This window comes from Pseudomonas sp. PDM13 (assembly GCF_025685765.1).
In the GTDB taxonomy this organism is placed as follows: domain Bacteria; phylum Pseudomonadota; class Gammaproteobacteria; order Pseudomonadales; family Pseudomonadaceae; genus Metapseudomonas; species Metapseudomonas solani.
On sequence record NZ_JAOTQU010000043.1, the window covers coordinates 1 to 14,793 of the forward strand.

Annotated in this window: 16 protein-coding genes and 2 pseudogenes; 5 read left to right on the forward strand and 13 right to left on the reverse strand. The window is 68.6% G+C overall.

Annotated elements, in window-relative coordinates:
* The 3 genes and pseudogenes from OEJ36_RS29350 to OEJ36_RS30770 all read left to right on the forward strand — a co-directional run.
* Positions 1–282, forward strand: a pseudogene (locus tag OEJ36_RS29350) (penicillin-binding protein 1C); the annotation flags it as partial.
* Between the two features lie 180 nt (positions 283–462).
* Positions 463–1,482, forward strand: a pseudogene (locus OEJ36_RS30765) (cache domain-containing protein); the annotation flags it as partial.
* Between the two features lie 138 nt (positions 1,483–1,620).
* Positions 1,621–2,349: a methyl-accepting chemotaxis protein gene (locus tag OEJ36_RS30770; RefSeq protein ID WP_411861070.1), complete on the forward strand. Its 729-nt coding sequence runs from the start codon at positions 1,621–1,623 to the stop codon at positions 2,347–2,349.
* Between the two features lie 21 nt (positions 2,350–2,370).
* Here OEJ36_RS30770 and OEJ36_RS29360 read toward each other — a convergent pair whose 3' ends face one another.
* The 3 genes from OEJ36_RS29360 to OEJ36_RS29370 all read right to left on the reverse strand — a co-directional run bounded on the left by OEJ36_RS29360 (position 2,371) and on the right by OEJ36_RS29370 (position 4,970).
* The gene (locus OEJ36_RS29360) at positions 2,371–3,492 is read right to left on the reverse strand and encodes a sensor domain-containing diguanylate cyclase (RefSeq protein WP_263404503.1); all 1,122 of its coding nucleotides are present in this window, start codon (positions 3,490–3,492) and stop codon (positions 2,371–2,373) included.
* Positions 3,493–3,574: 82 nt separating this feature from the next.
* Positions 3,575–4,021, reverse strand: a complete 447-nt coding sequence (locus tag OEJ36_RS29365) for a DMT family transporter (RefSeq protein WP_263404504.1) — start codon at positions 4,019–4,021, stop codon at positions 3,575–3,577.
* A gap of 67 nt (positions 4,022–4,088) precedes the next feature.
* A complete protein-coding gene (locus OEJ36_RS29370; protein ID WP_263404505.1) occupies positions 4,089–4,970 on the reverse strand; it encodes an MBL fold metallo-hydrolase in 882 nt (293 codons plus the stop codon).
* Between the two features lie 97 nt (positions 4,971–5,067).
* Between OEJ36_RS29370 and OEJ36_RS29375 the strand changes: the two genes are divergently transcribed.
* Positions 5,068–5,967 carry a LysR family transcriptional regulator gene (locus tag OEJ36_RS29375; protein ID WP_263404506.1) on the forward strand — a complete coding sequence of 300 codons (900 nt, stop codon included), beginning with the start codon at positions 5,068–5,070 and terminating at the stop codon, positions 5,965–5,967.
* Between the two features lie 103 nt (positions 5,968–6,070).
* On the opposite strand, the gene OEJ36_RS29380 is transcribed toward OEJ36_RS29375, so the two are convergent.
* Positions 6,071–8,086 (reverse strand): FAD-dependent oxidoreductase, encoded by a 2,016-nt coding sequence (locus tag OEJ36_RS29380; protein ID WP_263404507.1) that lies wholly within the window; start codon positions 8,084–8,086, stop codon positions 6,071–6,073.
* Positions 8,087–8,393: 307 nt separating this feature from the next.
* On the opposite strand from OEJ36_RS29380, the gene OEJ36_RS29385 reads away from it, so the two are divergent.
* The gene (locus tag OEJ36_RS29385; protein WP_263404508.1) at positions 8,394–8,936 is read left to right on the forward strand and encodes a hypothetical protein; all 543 of its coding nucleotides are present in this window, start codon (positions 8,394–8,396) and stop codon (positions 8,934–8,936) included.
* A gap of 63 nt (positions 8,937–8,999) precedes the next feature.
* Here the strand turns inward: OEJ36_RS29385 and OEJ36_RS29390 are convergent, their stop codons facing one another.
* The 9 genes from OEJ36_RS29390 to OEJ36_RS29430 form a co-directional block, all read right to left on the reverse strand.
* Entirely contained in the window at positions 9,000–9,317 is a 318-nt protein-coding gene (locus OEJ36_RS29390) for a hypothetical protein (protein WP_263404509.1), read from the reverse strand.
* Between the two features lie 120 nt (positions 9,318–9,437).
* On the reverse strand, positions 9,438–10,037 hold the full coding sequence (locus OEJ36_RS29395) for a hypothetical protein (RefSeq protein WP_263404510.1): 600 nt from the start codon (positions 10,035–10,037) through the stop codon (positions 9,438–9,440).
* A gap of 28 nt (positions 10,038–10,065) precedes the next feature.
* The gene (locus OEJ36_RS29400) at positions 10,066–10,686 is read right to left on the reverse strand and encodes a GrpB family protein (RefSeq protein WP_263404511.1); all 621 of its coding nucleotides are present in this window, start codon (positions 10,684–10,686) and stop codon (positions 10,066–10,068) included.
* Positions 10,687–10,706: 20 nt separating this feature from the next.
* Entirely contained in the window at positions 10,707–11,210 is a 504-nt protein-coding gene (locus OEJ36_RS29405; protein WP_263404512.1) for a GNAT family N-acetyltransferase, read from the reverse strand.
* A gap of 10 nt (positions 11,211–11,220) precedes the next feature.
* The gene (locus tag OEJ36_RS29410; protein ID WP_043244607.1) at positions 11,221–11,781 is read right to left on the reverse strand and encodes a DUF4136 domain-containing protein; all 561 of its coding nucleotides are present in this window, start codon (positions 11,779–11,781) and stop codon (positions 11,221–11,223) included.
* Between the two features lie 222 nt (positions 11,782–12,003).
* On the reverse strand, positions 12,004–12,624 hold the full coding sequence (locus OEJ36_RS29415; RefSeq protein ID WP_263404513.1) for a DUF4136 domain-containing protein: 621 nt from the start codon (positions 12,622–12,624) through the stop codon (positions 12,004–12,006).
* Positions 12,625–12,659: 35 nt separating this feature from the next.
* Positions 12,660–13,424, reverse strand: coding sequence for a methyltransferase domain-containing protein (locus OEJ36_RS29420; RefSeq protein WP_263404514.1), 765 nt, complete (start codon positions 13,422–13,424; stop codon positions 12,660–12,662).
* Positions 13,421–13,726, reverse strand: a complete 306-nt coding sequence (locus OEJ36_RS29425; protein ID WP_263404515.1) for a nucleotide pyrophosphohydrolase — start codon at positions 13,724–13,726, stop codon at positions 13,421–13,423. Before OEJ36_RS29425 ends, OEJ36_RS29420 begins: the two co-directional genes overlap by 4 nt.
* A 60-nt stretch (positions 13,727–13,786) precedes the next feature.
* Positions 13,787–14,644, reverse strand: coding sequence for a MaoC family dehydratase (locus tag OEJ36_RS29430; RefSeq protein WP_263404516.1), 858 nt, complete (start codon positions 14,642–14,644; stop codon positions 13,787–13,789).
* Positions 14,645–14,793 lie beyond the last annotated feature (149 nt).

Below are 14,793 nucleotides of genomic sequence, written 5' to 3' on the forward strand. Positions count from 1 at the left end.
CCGCCGCCCTTGGCGCCGGCGGCCGCGCCGCTGACCATCGTCGGCCTCCGCGCCGGCGGGCAGCTGCGGCGCCCGGCGGCCAGTGACGGGCCGCTGCGGGTTCGCCTCTCGACCCTCGGCGGCAGCGGCCGGCGCTGGTGGTTCCTCGATGGCCAGCCACTGGGCGAAAGCGCCGCCGATGCCGCCTTCGACCAGGTGCTCGAAGGCCTCGGCCGGCACCAGCTGAGCCTGCTGGACGAAGCCGGCGCTACCGCTCGTCTGGAGTTCCGCGTGATCGAATGAGTTTGGACTCAAGTAGGGATATCCCTTGGGCGATAACAGCTTGTACATTTCAGTCGGATGAATTGTCCGAATCTCTGTATACAATCTGCCGCCGTCCTCACCGAGCCCCTATAAAAACTCCAAGGAGACAACTCCATGCGCCTCTGGCAACGCAGTATTCAGTGGCAGCTGATCCTCAGCATGGGCGCGGCCCTGCTGGCCAGCATCCTTATCGTGGTCGGAATCTACTCCGCCGTGGTCAACCGCCTCACCGACCGCTACCTGGTGGGTGAAGCCTTGCCCAAAAGCACGCTGGCGATCCGTAACGACCTCGAGCGGGTGCTGGCCGAGCCGCTCACCGCGGCCCAGGGCATCGCCCAGAACAGCCTGGTGCATGACTGGCTCAGCGCCGGCGAGGACGCCGCGCGGCAGCAGGACTTCGTCCGCTACCTGTCGGGCGTGCAGAGCCAGCAGAAGGCGCTGACCACCTTCCTGGTGGGGCTGGACTCGGGCAACTACTACACCGACAAGGGCCTGAACCGCACGCTGACCCGCGGCCCCCAGGAGAACAACTGGTTCTACGGCTTCGTCGATGGCAGCAAGGACCGCTCGCTGGACATCGATGTCGACGAAAGCACCCACCAGCCGACCCTGTTCATCAACCAGCGCGTCTCCGCCGGCGGCAAGACCCTGGGCGTCGCTGGCCTGGGCTACAGCCTCAGCGGCATGTCCGACCTGATCCGCAACTTCCGCTTCGGCCAGAACGGCCGCGTCTACCTGGCCAGCGCCGACGGCAAGGTGAAGATCCACCCGCAGTCCGAATTCAACGACACCCGCACGCTGCAGGAGCTGACCGGTGCCGACGCCGCCCGCCAGTTGCTGCAAGGCCAAGGCAAGGCGGTGACCTTCGAGCGTGACGGCGAGGCCTTCCTGGCCCTGGCGCAGCCGCTGCAGTCCATCGACTGGGTGCTGGTGAGCGAGGTGCCCGAGGCGGAGATCTACGGTGACGCGCGCCAGGCGCTGGTGATGACCAGCCTGGTGGGCATCGGCGTGGCGCTGCTGTTCCTGGTGCTGGTGGTGTTCCTCGCCCGTGGCCTGGTGCGGCCGATTCGCCAGGTGACCTCCGCGCTGGTGGAGATCGGCGGTGGCGGCGGCGACCTGACCCGCCGCCTGAACGACAGCCGCGCCGACGAACTGGGCGACCTGGCCCGGGGCTTCAACCGCTTCCTCGAAGGCCAGCGCAGCCTCATCGCCGAAGTCCTGTCCACCAGCCAGAGCCTGCGCACTGCCGTGGGCCAGGTGGCCACCGTAGTGGACAACACTGCCGGCCGCGCCGTGCAGCAGCAGGAGATGACCGACATGGTCGCCACCGCCGTGCACGAGATGGGCCTGACGGTGCAGGAGATCGCCCGCAACGCCGGCAACGCCGCCCTCAGCTCGCAGCAGGCCCGCGACGAGGCGCTGCAGGCACGCAAGGTGGTGGGCGAGTCCATCGGCCATATCGAGCGCATGTCCGGCGAGATCGGCGGCGCCGCTGGCGCGGTGACCGAACTGGCCACCCAGGTGGCGTCTATCGACCAGGTGCTGGCGGTGATCCGTGGCATCTCCGAGCAGACCAACCTGCTGGCGCTCAACGCCGCCATCGAGGCGGCACGCGCCGGTGAGATGGGCCGTGGCTTCGCCGTGGTGGCCGACGAGGTGCGCACCCTGGCCAGCCGCACGCAGTCGTCCACCGACGAGATCCAGCAGATGATCCAGCGCCTGAAGTCCGGTGCCGAGACGGCGGTGACCTCCATGCACGCCGGCCAGTCGGCCACCGGCACCGGTGTCGAGGCCAGCCAGCGCACCGGCAGCTCCCTGGCGGCGATCACCGAGCAGATCGAGAAGATCAGCGACATGAACCACCAGGTGGCGGCCGCCACCGAGGAGCAGTCGTCGGTCACCGAGGAGATCAACCGCAACGTCCAGGGCATCGCCGACCTGGCGGGTGCCACCGCCGGTGAAGTGCGGTCCTGCCGCGAGGACTGCCAGGTGCTCAGCCGCCTGGCCGATGACCTGGCGCGGCAGATGGGCAGCTTCCGTCTCTGACGGGCCGCCCGGAGGAAGGGGTCAGGCCGTTTCCAGGCGGTCGCGGCCCTTTTCCTTGGCCTGGTAGAGCGCGTCGTCGACGCGCTTGAAGAAGGCTTCGGCATCCCCGTCGCGCTGCGAGTCGTAGCAGCCGACGCCGAGGCTGGCGGTCAGGGGCAGGGTCTCGCCCTTCACCACGAAGCCCTTGGCGGCCAGGTCGCGGCGGAAGTCCTCGGCCAGCTTCGACGCCTGCTTCAGCCCGGTCTCGGGCATCAGCACACCGAACTCCTCGCCCCCCAGGCGCAGCAGCGCATCGCTGTCGCGGCGGAACACCTCGCGCATGCGTTCGGCGAACTGCTGCAGGCACAGGTCGCCCATGGCGTGGCCGTGCTCGTCGTTGATGCGCTTGAAGAAGTCGATGTCCAGCAGCACCAGGGACAGCGGCGAACCCTGGCGTGCGGCGCTGGCGACCATGGCGGGGAACAGGTTGTTGAACTGGTAGCGGTTGCCCAGCTGGGTGAGACCGTCGGTGCGGCTCAGGGCGTCCAGGCGCTGGCGCTGCTCCAGCAGTTGCAGCTCCAGTTCCAGGGTGCCCTGGTATTCGCGGTGGCTGCGCGACAGCGCCAGTAGCAGGTAGCTGAGGTAGAAGGCCAGGGTCACCAGCTCGGCGCGCATCGACTCGGGGTGGATGCCCAGGGCCACCAGGCCTGGCAGGTAGAGCAGCAGAATGGCGACCACGGCGCGGCCACGGCGCATGGCGAAGTTGAAGGCCATGGCGGTGCTGAAGGCGATGGTGCTGAGGGTGGCGATGATCCGCGAGTCGCTGAAATCCGGGTTCAGCAGCACCCAGGCGTGGACCAGGCCCCAGGCCAGGCAGGTGGCCAGGATCAGCGTCCAGTGGCGGTTGAGCCAGCCCAGCAGCTCCAGCTCCGAGCCGTTCTTCGGCGGGATGTGGGCGATGCGCCCGGCCAGCATCAGGGCGAAGAACAGGGTGCCGGCCAGGCCGACTCCGAGGTACTGCAGGGGCGTTGCGCTGAACAGCCAGGAAAGCAGCCAGGCCAGCAGGTAGTAGAGGCCGCCGAGGCGCGTACGGATGCGGGTGTCCTGGATCTCGCGCCAGAGGGCGAAACCCTCCGGTTGTTGCGGCAGCTCTGCGTCAGTCATGTGCTGTGATCACAAATACGGCTGGATGGGCAGAGCTTATCGCGTTCCTCGGGCGATAGCAGCAAATGGCTATCGCAGTTCGTCAGCCGCGGCGGATCATCCACACGCCGCCGATGATCAGGGCCATGCCGGCGATCTTGCCGAGGCTGATGGGCGCTTCGCGGTAGCCGGCCCAGCCGTAATGGTCGAGAACCAGGGCCATGCTCAACTGGCCGGCCAGGACCAGGGCCATGAACAGCATGGCGCCGATGCGCGGCCCGGCAAAGGCGGCGGTGGCGATGAACACGGCGCCCAGCAGGCCACCGCTCCAGTGCCACCAGGTGAGCCCCTTCAGCGCCGTGAAGCTGGGCAGCTCGCGTTGCACGGCGGCCACCACGAAGAGCGCCACGGTGCCCACCAGGAAGGAGATCAGCGCGGCGCCCATGACGCTGGACACCTGCTTGGACAGCAGGCCGTTGATGCCGGCCTGCAAGGGCAGGAAGGCACCGGCGATGAAGGGCAGGGCGAGCAGCCACCAGGCGCTGGGCATGTGAGTCTCCGGTTTTCGGCGGGCGCACAGTATGCCGTCGACGCCGGTGGCTGTCGTCGTCAGTGGATCAGGGCCACTGCATCTCGCCCTTGAGCACCTTGGCGCTCAGTTCGAGGTCGGCTTCGCCGGCCAGGCCCGGGTAGCGCTTCTTCATCGCGGCGGTCAGTTCGGCGGCGTTCTTCGCCTTGGGCAGCTCCTGCTCCAGGGCCTTGAGGTAGTCACGGGTGAAGTGCAGGTCTCCGAGGCCGGCGGCGCGCTCGCCCAGGTAGTGGCCGGGGATCACCTGCTCGGGCTTCAGCGCTTCGATGCGGTCCAGCGCGGCGATCCAGTTACGGCGCGATTCGACGCTCTGCGAGTCGGCGGTCCACACATGCATGTTGCCGCTCACCAGCACGCCGCCCAGCTGGGTGCGCAGGGAGGGAATCCACAGGCCGGTGTGGGCCGGGTCGGCGCCGTCCAGGCCGATCACTTCGATGCGCTGGCCTTCCAGTTCCAGGCTGTCGCCCTTGAGCGGCTGCGGCACTACCACGGCCTTGGGCGCGCCGTCCTTGAGGATCGGGCCCCAGTAGGCGAGCTTCAGGTCCTTGGTGGCCTTGATGTGCTCGATGGTCGGGGCGGTGGCCAGCACCTTGGCTTCGGGGAAGGCGCGCAGCAGGGTGTCCAGGCCGAAGTAGAAGTCCGGGTCGCCGTGGCTGATGAAAATGGTGGTCAGGCGCTTGCCGCTGGCCTGGATGCGTTTCACCAGTTCGTCGGCCTCGTGGCTGGAGAACTGCGCGTCCACCAGCAGGGCGTCGTGCTCGCCGAGGATCAGCGACGAGGTGACCGGGAACACGGCCTTGTCGCCGGGGTTGTAGACCTGCAGTTGCAGGGGCTGGGCCAGGGCGCTGCCGGTGGCGGCGATCAGGGTGGCGCCGGCCAGGAGGCGGCGCAGGAAAGCGATGGGTGCCATGATGGGGTCCTCGATGGAAAGGCATCAGGATAGTTGCTCGTTGTGCAGCTAAAAACGCCATAATCCGCGCATCTTTGTTGCACATTCCGAGCGTGTCATGGACCGGATAACCGCCATGCGGGTCTTCGTCGAGGTGGTGGAGCGGGGCAGCCAGACCGCCGCCGCCGAAGCCCTGGAAATGTCCCGGGCGATGGTTTCGCGCCATCTCGCCGCGCTGGAGGACTGGGCCGGTGCGCGCCTCTTGCATCGCAGCACCCGGCGCCTGAGCCTGACCGGCACCGGCGAGCGGATGCTGCCGCAATGCCGCGAGGTCTGTGCCCTGGCCGAGGCCATGCAGGGGCTGGGGCGTGACAGCCGCGAGGCCCCCCGTGGGCGCCTGCGCATCACCTGCAGCCAGTCCTTCGCCCAGGCCTGGCTGGTGCACGAGGTCGGCCGCTTCCAGACGACCTATCCCGGCGTCAGCGTCGACCTGCTGGTGAGCAGCCAGGCGGTGAACCTGATCGAGGAACGCATCGACCTGGCGCTGCGCATCACCAACCAGCTGGACCCCAACCTGGTGGCACGCAAGCTCGCCACCTGTCGCTCGGTGGTCTGCGCCACCCCGGCCTACCTGGCCCGCCACGGCATGCCGCGCACCCCCGAGGACCTGGCCCGGCACAACTGCCTGACCTACTCCTTCTTCGGCCGTAGCCTCTGGGCCTTCTTCCGCGACGGCGAACCCTGCGCGGTGTCGGTGGACGGCAGCCTCAGCGCCAACGAATCCATGGTGCTGCTGGAAGCCACCCTGGCCGACCAGGGCATCAGCCTGCAGCCGCGTTATTCGGTGGCCGCGCAGCTGCGCTCCGGCGCCCTGATACAGCTGTTGCCCGGCTACGAGCCCCAGGAGCTGGGCATCTACGCCCTCTACGGCACCCGCCGACAGATGCCCACCGCCCTGCGCCTGCTGCTCGACCACCTGGCCGAACGCCTGCAGGACAACCCCGACTGGGACCTGTGAGCCTGCACGTCCCGGGCTGAAGCCCGGGCTACATGGCCGTTGGCAGCGGGCTCTTGTGGGAGCGGATTCATCCGCGAAAGGCGCTGCCGGGTTGCACTCGCCCCTACAACCGCGCCGCCAACTCCGTGCCTTCCCTGATCGCCCGCTTGGCATCCAGCTCGCCGGCGCGGCGGGCGCCGCCGATCAGGTGCAGGCGCAGGTGGTCGGAGCCCTGCACCGGTTGCAGCTCGCACAGGGGCTCCTGGCCGGCGCAGATGACCACGTTGTCCACCGGCAGCACCTGTTCCTTGCCGTCCACTTCGATGTGCAGGCCGTCGTTGTCGATGCGCCGGTAGCTGACCCCGCCCATCATCCGCACGCCGTTGCGCGCCAGGTGGGCGCGGTGCACCCAGCCGCTGGTCTTGCCCAGGCCGCTGCCGAGGGCGCCGGGCTTGCGTTGCAGCAGCCAGATTTCCCGCTGCGGTCGTGCCGGTTCGGCGGGCACCAGGCCGCCGGGGGTGGTGGCGGCCAGGTCGATGCCCCAGTCCGCCAGCCATTGTTCCGGGCCCGGCGCCTGGTCGTGGAGCAGAAAGGCGGCGAGGTCGAAGCCGATGCCACCCGCGCCGATCAGCGCCACCCGGGGGCCCACCGGGGCGCCCTGCAGCACCTGCAGGTAGCTGAGCACCTTGGCGTGGTGGATGCCGTCGATGGCCGGCAGGCGTGGGCGCACGCCGGTGGCGACTATCACGTCGTCGTAGTGGCCGCTGAGTTCGCCGGGGGCGATGCGCCGGCCCAGCACCAGCTCCACCCCCAGGCGCTGCAGGCGCACGCGGAAGTAGCGCAGGGTCTCGTCGAACTCCTCCTTGCCGGGGATGCGCCGGGCCAGGTTGAACTGCCCGCCTATGCAGTCGGCGGCCTCGAACAGGGTGACCCGGTGCCCGCGCTCGGCGGCCACGCAGGCGGCGGAGAGCCCGGCCGGGCCGGCACCGACCACGGCGATGCGCTTGTGCTGGCGGGCGCGGGAGTAGCGCAGTTCGGTTTCGTGCACGGCGCGCGGGTTGACCAGGCAGCTGGCGCGGCGGTTGGCGAAGGCATGGTCGAGGCAGGCCTGGTTGCAGGCAATGCAGGTGTTGATCTCGTCGCCCTTGCCGGCGGCGGCCTTGGCCACGAACTGCGGGTCGGCCAGCAGCGGGCGGGCCATGGACACCAGGTCCGCCTGGCCGCTTGCGACGATGGCCTCGGCCAGCTCCGGGGTGTTGATGCGGTTGCTGGCGATCAGCGGGATGCGCAGCTCCTTGCGCAGCCGCGCGGTGACCTCGACGAAGGCGCCACGGGGTACCGAGGTGACGATGGTCGGCACCCGCGATTCGTGCCAGCCGATGCCGGTATTGAGCAGGGTGAGGCCGGCGTCCTGCAGGGCGAGGGCGATCTCGCGCACCTCCTCCCAGGTGTTGCCGCCTTCCACCAGGTCCAGCAACGACAGGCGGTAGCAGAGGATGAAGCGCTCGCCGGCCATGCGGCGGATGCGCCGGACGATCTCCAGCGCCAGGCGCATGCGGTTCTCCAGGCTGCCGCCCCAGCGGTCGCGGCGCTGGTTGGTGCGTGGGCAGAGGAACTGGTTGAGCAGGTAGCCCTCGCTCCCCATCACCTCGACGCCGTCATAGGCCGCCGCCTTGGCCAGACGCGCGCAGCGCACGAAGGCGCGGATGGTCTTCTCGATGCCGCGCTCGCTCAGCTCCCTCGGGGCGAACCAGCTGATGGGGGATTTGACCGGCGAGGCGGAGACCACCAGCGGGTGATAGCCGTAGCGCCCGGCATGGAGGATCTGCAGCAGGATGCGCCCGCCCTCGGCGTGCACCGCCTGGGTCAGGCGCCGGTGCGCGGGCACTTCCATGCCGCCGGTGAGGCTGCTGCCCAGGGGCAGCAACCAGCCCTCGCGGTTGGGTGCGAAACCGCCGGTGATGATCAGCCCCACGCCGCCCCGGGCGCGCTCGCGGTAGTAGGCGGCGAGCTTGCCGAAGTCCCACAGGTGATCTTCCAGCCCGGTGTGCATCGAGCCCATCACCACGCGGTTGCGCAGCTGGACGAAGCCGAGATCGAGGGGGGACAGCAGATGCGGGTAGGGCGATGGGCTGTGCATGGGGGGCCGTCGAGGAGGGGGCGGACCCTCACCATAGAAAGATGCGCAGGCGCGGTGAACGGCCCGGCTGACGGCATCGCCGGGCATTTCGGTCAAGGCGCTTCACGCCCGTCGGCTAAGCGCAGCGGTGGGCGACACCTCGCGCTGTGCGGCCTATCTTTTCCTGCAGGCCCTGTCGGGCCGTTGGCACTGGCAGAACTTTGCACCGCCGTATCGTCGTGAGCCCGGACCGGGGCGCCTTGAGTGGAAGTTGCAGGGCAATCTTGCGAGTGGGTTATCAACCCCCAGCAAAAGGATGTGACACGCGATGACTCCCTATCTCTATGCCGGCGCCCGGGGCAACCTGATCCGCCAGCAGAAGAACGGCTGGCAGCAGGGCCTGACCGGCGCGGCCCGCTACTTCGTGCACGGCACCGCGCTGACCCCTTCCGAGGTTCACCGGGGCGGAATCTCCCCGGACCACTCCACCGAATACCTGGTCGATGAGAACGACGCGGCCATCGCCGGTGGGCGGATGATCTTCACCTTCCCGGTCTGCGCTGGCGCCGGCCTGCCGGCCAATGCCTCCAAGTCCCCGGCGGTCGGCCAGCTGTGGGGCTTCAACGGTCATTGCTACGTATTCCTGGTACCGATCGGCACCACCTACTGGAGCCGCGGCGGCACCCTCGGCAACGCTCAGGAAGTGGCCTTCCCCTATGAGTTCGCCAGCGGCGACATCTACCAGTACTGGGCGCCGAGCAACAACTTCGTCAACCATGGCGGCGGTGGCGGGAGCCCCAGGACCAACTTCCAGAAGGTGCCCTGGAATGCCTACCTGGCATCGCGGGTCGCGGCGCTGGCCGCGATCTAGTCGGGTGGCATGGCGCCGTAGCCCGTGCTTCGGCGCGGTGGCGGTCCCGGACTGAAGTCCGGGCTACGGGCCGCCGATGATCCGGACGAGGTTGCCCAGCCCGAACATCAGGATGACGGTTATCCACAGGCCCTTGCAGAGGGGCGGCATGCGGCTGGGGCGCAGTTGCAGCAGCTGCCCCCTGGCGATCATCGGGTCGAAGGCGAGGGCGCTGAACAGGGCGATGCAGCCCAGCAACTCGCAGAGGCTCTGCAGCATCGCCGCTACCTCGGTGAGGGCGAGGATGAAGGGCAGGGTGATCTGCACATAGGCCAGCACGAAACCGAGAAGGCAGATGACCGAGGCCCGCTGCCTGAGGCTGAGGGTGTTCCATTCCAGCATTGCGAAGAGCCTTGCATGCGCTGTTTCCGGGGCGCCGGATCATACGTGAAGCGGGGCGGGGTGCGGCCGGGCATGGTTCACCTTTGCGGAGCGTCCCGGGCTGAAGCCCGGGCTACGGTGCTATGGCTTGGTTTCGCAGGGTTCCAGGTAGGTGTTCACGACCTTCACGTTGGATTTGCCGAAGTCGGAATCGGTTGTCCACGCAGGGCCCAAACCTTTGAAGTCGCCTGGGCTCGGCAGCTCGACGCTGGTGCCTGCATGGGGACCGCTGGTTATCAGTGCACGGACGATGAAGAAGTGGCCGGTTTCACCCCTGGGGTAGTCGTAGAGGCCTGAAATCCTCATCTGGGTGCCCGGGGCCACTGGAGCGAGCAGCGTCCGCTGTTTTTCGAACGGCGGCCTCACCATCAAGCTTTGATCCCATTTCACCCTGTTGCTGAGGTAGTCGTCCCAAGACTTGGGAATGGCAAAAGGATTGGTGAAACTGCCGGAATAGAGACTCGATGGTGGAGCGAACGCCTGGATGCCGGGGCAGAACTCACGCCCTCCGAACCCGCTTGCCTTCAGGTCGGCGCAACGGGCCTCGAACAGGAACGAAGGCAGCTTCACCGCGTAACAGGTGCTGGTGAGCACAGGTTGTTCAGCGGTGCGGTCGTAGATCCCATAGGCGGGGCAGCCTGACAGCGGGAGCGCTGCCAGCACTATCCAATACGGTTTCATGTTCTTCACGTCCTTTGTGTTGTGGTACTCAGCCCTTCACCGGGCCACCTTCATCGCCACCCTGTATCCCGCCCGCTTCATGCATGGCCGCGGTGGCGCGGCCGAGGATGGCGCCGACCACCTCGTCCTTGCCGGCGGTGTAGGCGTCGCGGTCGGTGGGGTAGCGCTCGGCGAGCTGGCGTTTGACCCGGGCGTATTCGGCGGCGTCCTCGGGGTGGGCACGCAGGTGGTCGCGGAACAGCAGGTGACGTACGGCGTTGGCCTGGGTCATCACGTGCACGTGGTGGGTGCGGCCTGTGCCCTTGGGTGGCATGCCCTTGACGAAGAACATGCGGTCGGGCGCTGGGTTATCGCGCCAGAACTGGTAGCCGAGGGCTTCCAGCGGGGCGACCAGACGTTGCCAGTCGTACTCGGGCGGGGGCAGCAAGAGGATGTCGATCACCGGCTTGGCAGCCAGTCCGGGAACCGAGGTGCTGCCGTAGTGCTCCAGGCGCAGGCCGCGGATGCCCAGGGCGTCGCTGATGGCGGCGGCCTCCTCGCGGTAGCGCTGGGGCCAGTCGGGGTTCGGGTCGACCACCTCGATGCGGTCGCTGTCGGCGTTGCTCCAGCGGGTGCCGTCGAAGGTGGGTTCATCGGTTTGCGGGGTCATCCCTGTTCCTTGTCTGGCGGTCAGTCGCCTGGGGTGAGTGCACGGTCCATCAGCACCAGGGCCACGCGCTGGCCGTCCGGGGCCTGGCGTTCGGCGATGCCGTTGAGCTGGTAGCCGAGGCGGGTGTAGAGCAGCAGCCCGGCGGCGTTGGCGTTGAAGCAGGAGATGCGCAGGCGGGTGGCGTGGTAGTGCTCGCGGGCGAGGTTTTCCATGACGCCCACCAGGTACTGGGCGACGCCATGGCCACGGGCCCAGGGGGCGACCATCAGGTTGCCCAGGGCGCAGAAGTCGTTGTGCTGCCACTGGTAGAAGTTGGCGAAGCCGGCGACGCGGCCGTCCAGCAGCACCACGGTGTTGTCGCGGCGCTCGGCCATCACCGCGGCGAGCTGGCCGATGGTCAGCGGCCAGATGCCCTTGGGGTAGCAGAAGAACAGTTCGTCGCGGTCCTGGGGGAAGCCGACGACCTCGTCGAGGTCGGCGGCCTGGGCGGGACGGTGGCTGAGTACGGTGTCGAATGCGCTCATCGATGCTCGGTCAGTGCGGTGGGTATTGGGCGAGGACCTTGGCGACGGTCTCGCGGATGGCGGCCTCGCGCTCGGCCGGGGTCGGCGGGTCGGTGCGCATGATCTGCCCGGCGCTGCCGCGCCAGACGAGCTTGCCGTCCTTGCCGTCGTAGAGGTCGATCTGGATGGTGGCGACCTTGTAGTCGTAGGTGCGGGTCTCGGTCATGGCCGGGCCGCCCCAGTAGTTGCCCCAGTAACCGCCCCAGTAGCCGCCGTAGCCGGTGGTGACCTGCTGCTGGCGATCGTCGACGATCAGCCAGCTCTGCACCTTGAGGTCGCTGGCGGCGCCATTGGCGGCGGGGCGCAGGCCGCGCTGGTCGAGCTGCTGGCCCACGGCCTCGCGGATGCGTTGTTCGGTGAGGTCGCTCTTGATGCGCGGGTCGTCGGGGCTGTACTGCAGCGCCGGCTCTTTCCAGCTCCAGCTGCGGTAGGCGGCGAAGTCGCGGTTGCGGTCGAAGTCGCGGTTGATCTCGTAGCTCTGGCAGGCGGCCAGGAGCAGGAGGGTGGAAGCGATGAACAGACGGCGGAACATGGTCATATCTCCTCTGCCGGAATCACTATCCAAGCGCAAGCCAGAGCGGCCGGCAAGAAGATTTCGTGCAAGCCGGCGACTGCTTCCATGTGGATCGTGACGGCGTGTTGCGGTTCCGTTCGTCGAGCGCCCGGAAAGGAACGTGGTGCAGGGAGGGAGTGGTAGATCGCTCCGCCCACCCCCGGGTGAGGCGGGAGGGGCGGAGGCGCCGGGCGTTAAGGGTCAGCGGGGCGGGTAGTTGTCCAGGGCTTCCTTGATGGCTTCGCGCAGCGCGGTGGTGCGGTCGCTGCGGCTGCCGCTGGCGTCGCTCTCGGCGCTGCCTCTCCACACCGGCTGGTTGTCGCGGGCGTCGTAGAACTCCAGGTAGACCACCGCCACTTCCTGCTCGTAGGTGCGCACCAGGGGCACCGTGGCCCAGGCGCCGTACTGGTCGCGGTAGGGGCCGTTGCCGTAGTAGGCGCCGCTGGAGTCGTTGTACTGGCGCAGGCGCTTCTCGAAACGCAGGCTGGCGGCGACCTTGAGGTCGGCGCTGGCCGGCTCGCGGGATTGGCGCAGGCCGTGCTGGTCGAGCCCGGAGTTGACGATGTCGACCATCTGCTCCGGCGTCGCCCAGCTGTTGCCGGCGGGCAGACGGCCGTTGAGCCAGGTCCAGTTGCGGTAGCGGCCGAAGTCGCGCGGGGCCGCCGGGTAGGCGGAGCGGTCGAAGGTGGTGGCCGCCTCCGGCGGGGCCGGCGGCATCGGCTTGGATTCGGCCTTGTAGGGGTTCTGGCTCTGGCAGGCGGCGAGGGCCAGCAGGGCGAGGGCGGCAAGGGCGTTACGGGCAGCAGGGGCAGTGCGTTTCATGGGGCCTCCGTCGAGGCGAGCCCGTGAGGGCTCTCTTATTGGGGTCTGCAGATCCAGTGCAGGTACCGTCCCAGCCCCATGAAGCTCGGGTGGCGACGGTGGGCCAGCTCCATTTCCAGGAGGTCGACCAGTTCGGCCTTGGCCTGGAACTCACTCGGCATGTAGTCGTGGAAGACCCGCACGCCGCTCTGGGTTTCGACCTTCCACAACCCGTCGAGTTGCCCGGCCAGCTCCCGCGGGTCCAGCGGTTGCTGCGGGGTCAGGCTCTGGCCTTCGCCGGCGAAGCGGTTGCGTCGCAGCTTGCGGAAATGGCCCTTGAGCAGGTTGCGGTAGATCAGTGCATCCCGATTGTAGAACGCCAGGGACAACCAGCCGCCCGGCGCCGTCAACTGGTGCAGCACCGGGAGGATGGCGTGGGGCTCGGCGAGCCATTCCAGCACGGCGTGGCAGAGCACCAGGTCGTAGGGCTCGGTGAGCTGGCCGAGCAGGTCCTGCCAGGGCGCCTGGATGAAGCTGGCCTCGACGCCGGCTTCGGCGAAGCGCGCGCGGGCGCCTTCGAGCATGGGTTCGGCGGGTTCGGCGAGGGTGACCTGGTGGCCGCGCTGGGCCAGCCACAGGCTCATGTGGCCGAGCCCGGCGCCCACGTCCAGCACCCGCAGCGGGCGCTCGGGCAGGGCTTCGGCCAGGTCGGCCTGGAGCACCGCCAGGCGGATGGCGCCCTTGGCGCCGCCATAGATCTTCTCGGCGAAGCGCGTGGCGAGCTCGTCGAAGTGACGGTCGTCGGTGGTCGGGGCGCTCATTGGACGAAGCGCCTCTCGCTGTCGGCCAGCTTGGCGCGTACCGCCTGCTCCATGTCGATGCCCAGTTCGCTGCACATCAGCAGCAGGTAGAGGACGATGTCGCCCACTTCCTGGCCGGCGTGTTCGAGCTTGTCGGCGGGCAGCTGGCGGGACTGCTCCTCGCTGAGCCACTGGAAGATTTCCACCAGCTCGGCCATCTCGACGCTGGCGGCCATGGCCAGGTTCTTCGGGCTGTGGAATGGCCGCCAATCGTTGTGGTCACGGATGGCGTGCAGGCGTTGGGTCAGTTCTGCGAGGTTCATGCGGCTCTCCTGGAGCCGCATAGCTTGGTGCGCCGGCTGGCGCCGCGCAAGCCTCGGCCGTCAGCCCAGCAGCGGGCCCCAGCTGCCGGCCATGTGCGGCAGGTCATCCTTGCCGCGCAGGGCGAACTGGCCCTCGGCGGCGGGGGCGCTGGCCAGCAGGCGCACCTCGGCGGGCAGCAGCACCGGCTTCTGGAAGCGCACCTCCACTTCGTAGCCGGCATCAGGCAGGCGCGAGGCGAGGGCGGCCAGGGTGCGCGCCTTGTTCCACAGGCCATGGGCGATGGCGCGGGGGAAGCCGAACAGCTTGGCGGTGGGCGCCGACAGGTGGATCGGGTTGTAGTCGCCGGCGACCTTGGCGTAACGCCGGCCGATGTCCGCCGGGGCGCGCCAGTGGTCGATCTCCTCCAGGGGCAGGGCTTCGCTCTCGGCGCGCTCGGGGGCGCTGCCATCCAGGCGCATGCCACGGAAGAGGATGCGGCTGTCACCTTCCCAGAGCAGCCCGAGCTGGTCTTCCAGGCGGGTGATCAGGCTGAAGGTCACGCCCTTGTCGTGGGGGCGCAGGCCTTCCACCGCGACGCTGACGCGGAAGGGGCCGAGGCCGCCGAGGGTGCGCAATACGCGGATACGATTTTCCAGGTGCACCAGGCCCAGCAGCGGGAAGGGGAAGCGTTTGTCGGTGAGCAGCTGCATCTGCAGCGGGAAGGCGAGGATGTGCGGGTAGGTGGGCGGCAGCTGGCCGTTGTCCTTGAAGCCGCAGACCTGCCGGTAGCGCGCCAGGTGCCGGGCATCCACGTCCACCTGGCTGCGCAGGCCGAGGTCCGGCAGGGTGCGGCCGGTGGCGCCACGGCGCAGGGCCGCGCGGGCGAACAGGCCGGGCAGGGCGGGTGGGGCAGGCAGGTCGAGCCAGTCGGTGGCCATGGGCAGTCTCCTCGTTGCGGAACGGTGCAGCTTAGCCGCCCGCAGGCGGGGTGCATTGGCCGTTGGGCAAGCGCTGCTGGCAGGCGAGTCAATCCGTCTGCAATCGCTATCCGCGCCTTGAGCGGGGGGCCTGAAGATGCATAAGATGG

What these genes read in the sequence shown, in the direction of transcription:
- OEJ36_RS29400 (WP_263404511.1), bottom strand. Translation starts at nt 10,686, where the DNA reads ATGACCCCGCAAACCGATGAACCCACCTTCGACGGCACCCGCTGGAGC.
- OEJ36_RS29365 (WP_263404504.1), bottom strand. Translation starts at nt 4,021, where the DNA reads ATGCCCAGCGCCTGGTGGCTGCTCGCCCTGCCCTTCATCGCCGGTGCC.
- OEJ36_RS29390 (WP_263404509.1), bottom strand. Translation starts at nt 9,317, where the DNA reads ATGCTGGAATGGAACACCCTCAGCCTCAGGCAGCGGGCCTCGGTCATC.
- OEJ36_RS29385 (WP_263404508.1), top strand. Translation starts at nt 8,394, where the DNA reads ATGACTCCCTATCTCTATGCCGGCGCCCGGGGCAACCTGATCCGCCAG.
- OEJ36_RS29370 (WP_263404505.1), bottom strand. Translation starts at nt 4,970, where the DNA reads ATGGCACCCATCGCTTTCCTGCGCCGCCTCCTGGCCGGCGCCACCCTG.
- OEJ36_RS29425 (WP_263404515.1), bottom strand. Translation starts at nt 13,726, where the DNA reads ATGAACCTCGCAGAACTGACCCAACGCCTGCACGCCATCCGTGACCAC.
- OEJ36_RS29380 (WP_263404507.1), bottom strand. Translation starts at nt 8,086, where the DNA reads ATGCACAGCCCATCGCCCTACCCGCATCTGCTGTCCCCCCTCGATCTC.
- OEJ36_RS29405 (WP_263404512.1), bottom strand. Translation starts at nt 11,210, where the DNA reads ATGAGCGCATTCGACACCGTACTCAGCCACCGTCCCGCCCAGGCCGCC.
- OEJ36_RS29410 (WP_043244607.1), bottom strand. Translation starts at nt 11,781, where the DNA reads ATGTTCCGCCGTCTGTTCATCGCTTCCACCCTCCTGCTCCTGGCCGCC.
- OEJ36_RS30770 (WP_411861070.1), top strand. Translation starts at nt 1,621, where the DNA reads ATGGTCGCCACCGCCGTGCACGAGATGGGCCTGACGGTGCAGGAGATC.
- OEJ36_RS29420 (WP_263404514.1), bottom strand. Translation starts at nt 13,424, where the DNA reads ATGAGCGCCCCGACCACCGACGACCGTCACTTCGACGAGCTCGCCACG.
- OEJ36_RS29360 (WP_263404503.1), bottom strand. Translation starts at nt 3,492, where the DNA reads ATGACTGACGCAGAGCTGCCGCAACAACCGGAGGGTTTCGCCCTCTGG.
- OEJ36_RS29395 (WP_263404510.1), bottom strand. Translation starts at nt 10,037, where the DNA reads ATGAAACCGTATTGGATAGTGCTGGCAGCGCTCCCGCTGTCAGGCTGC.
- OEJ36_RS29430 (WP_263404516.1), bottom strand. Translation starts at nt 14,644, where the DNA reads ATGGCCACCGACTGGCTCGACCTGCCTGCCCCACCCGCCCTGCCCGGC.
- OEJ36_RS29375 (WP_263404506.1), top strand. Translation starts at nt 5,068, where the DNA reads ATGGACCGGATAACCGCCATGCGGGTCTTCGTCGAGGTGGTGGAGCGG.
- OEJ36_RS29415 (WP_263404513.1), bottom strand. Translation starts at nt 12,624, where the DNA reads ATGAAACGCACTGCCCCTGCTGCCCGTAACGCCCTTGCCGCCCTCGCC.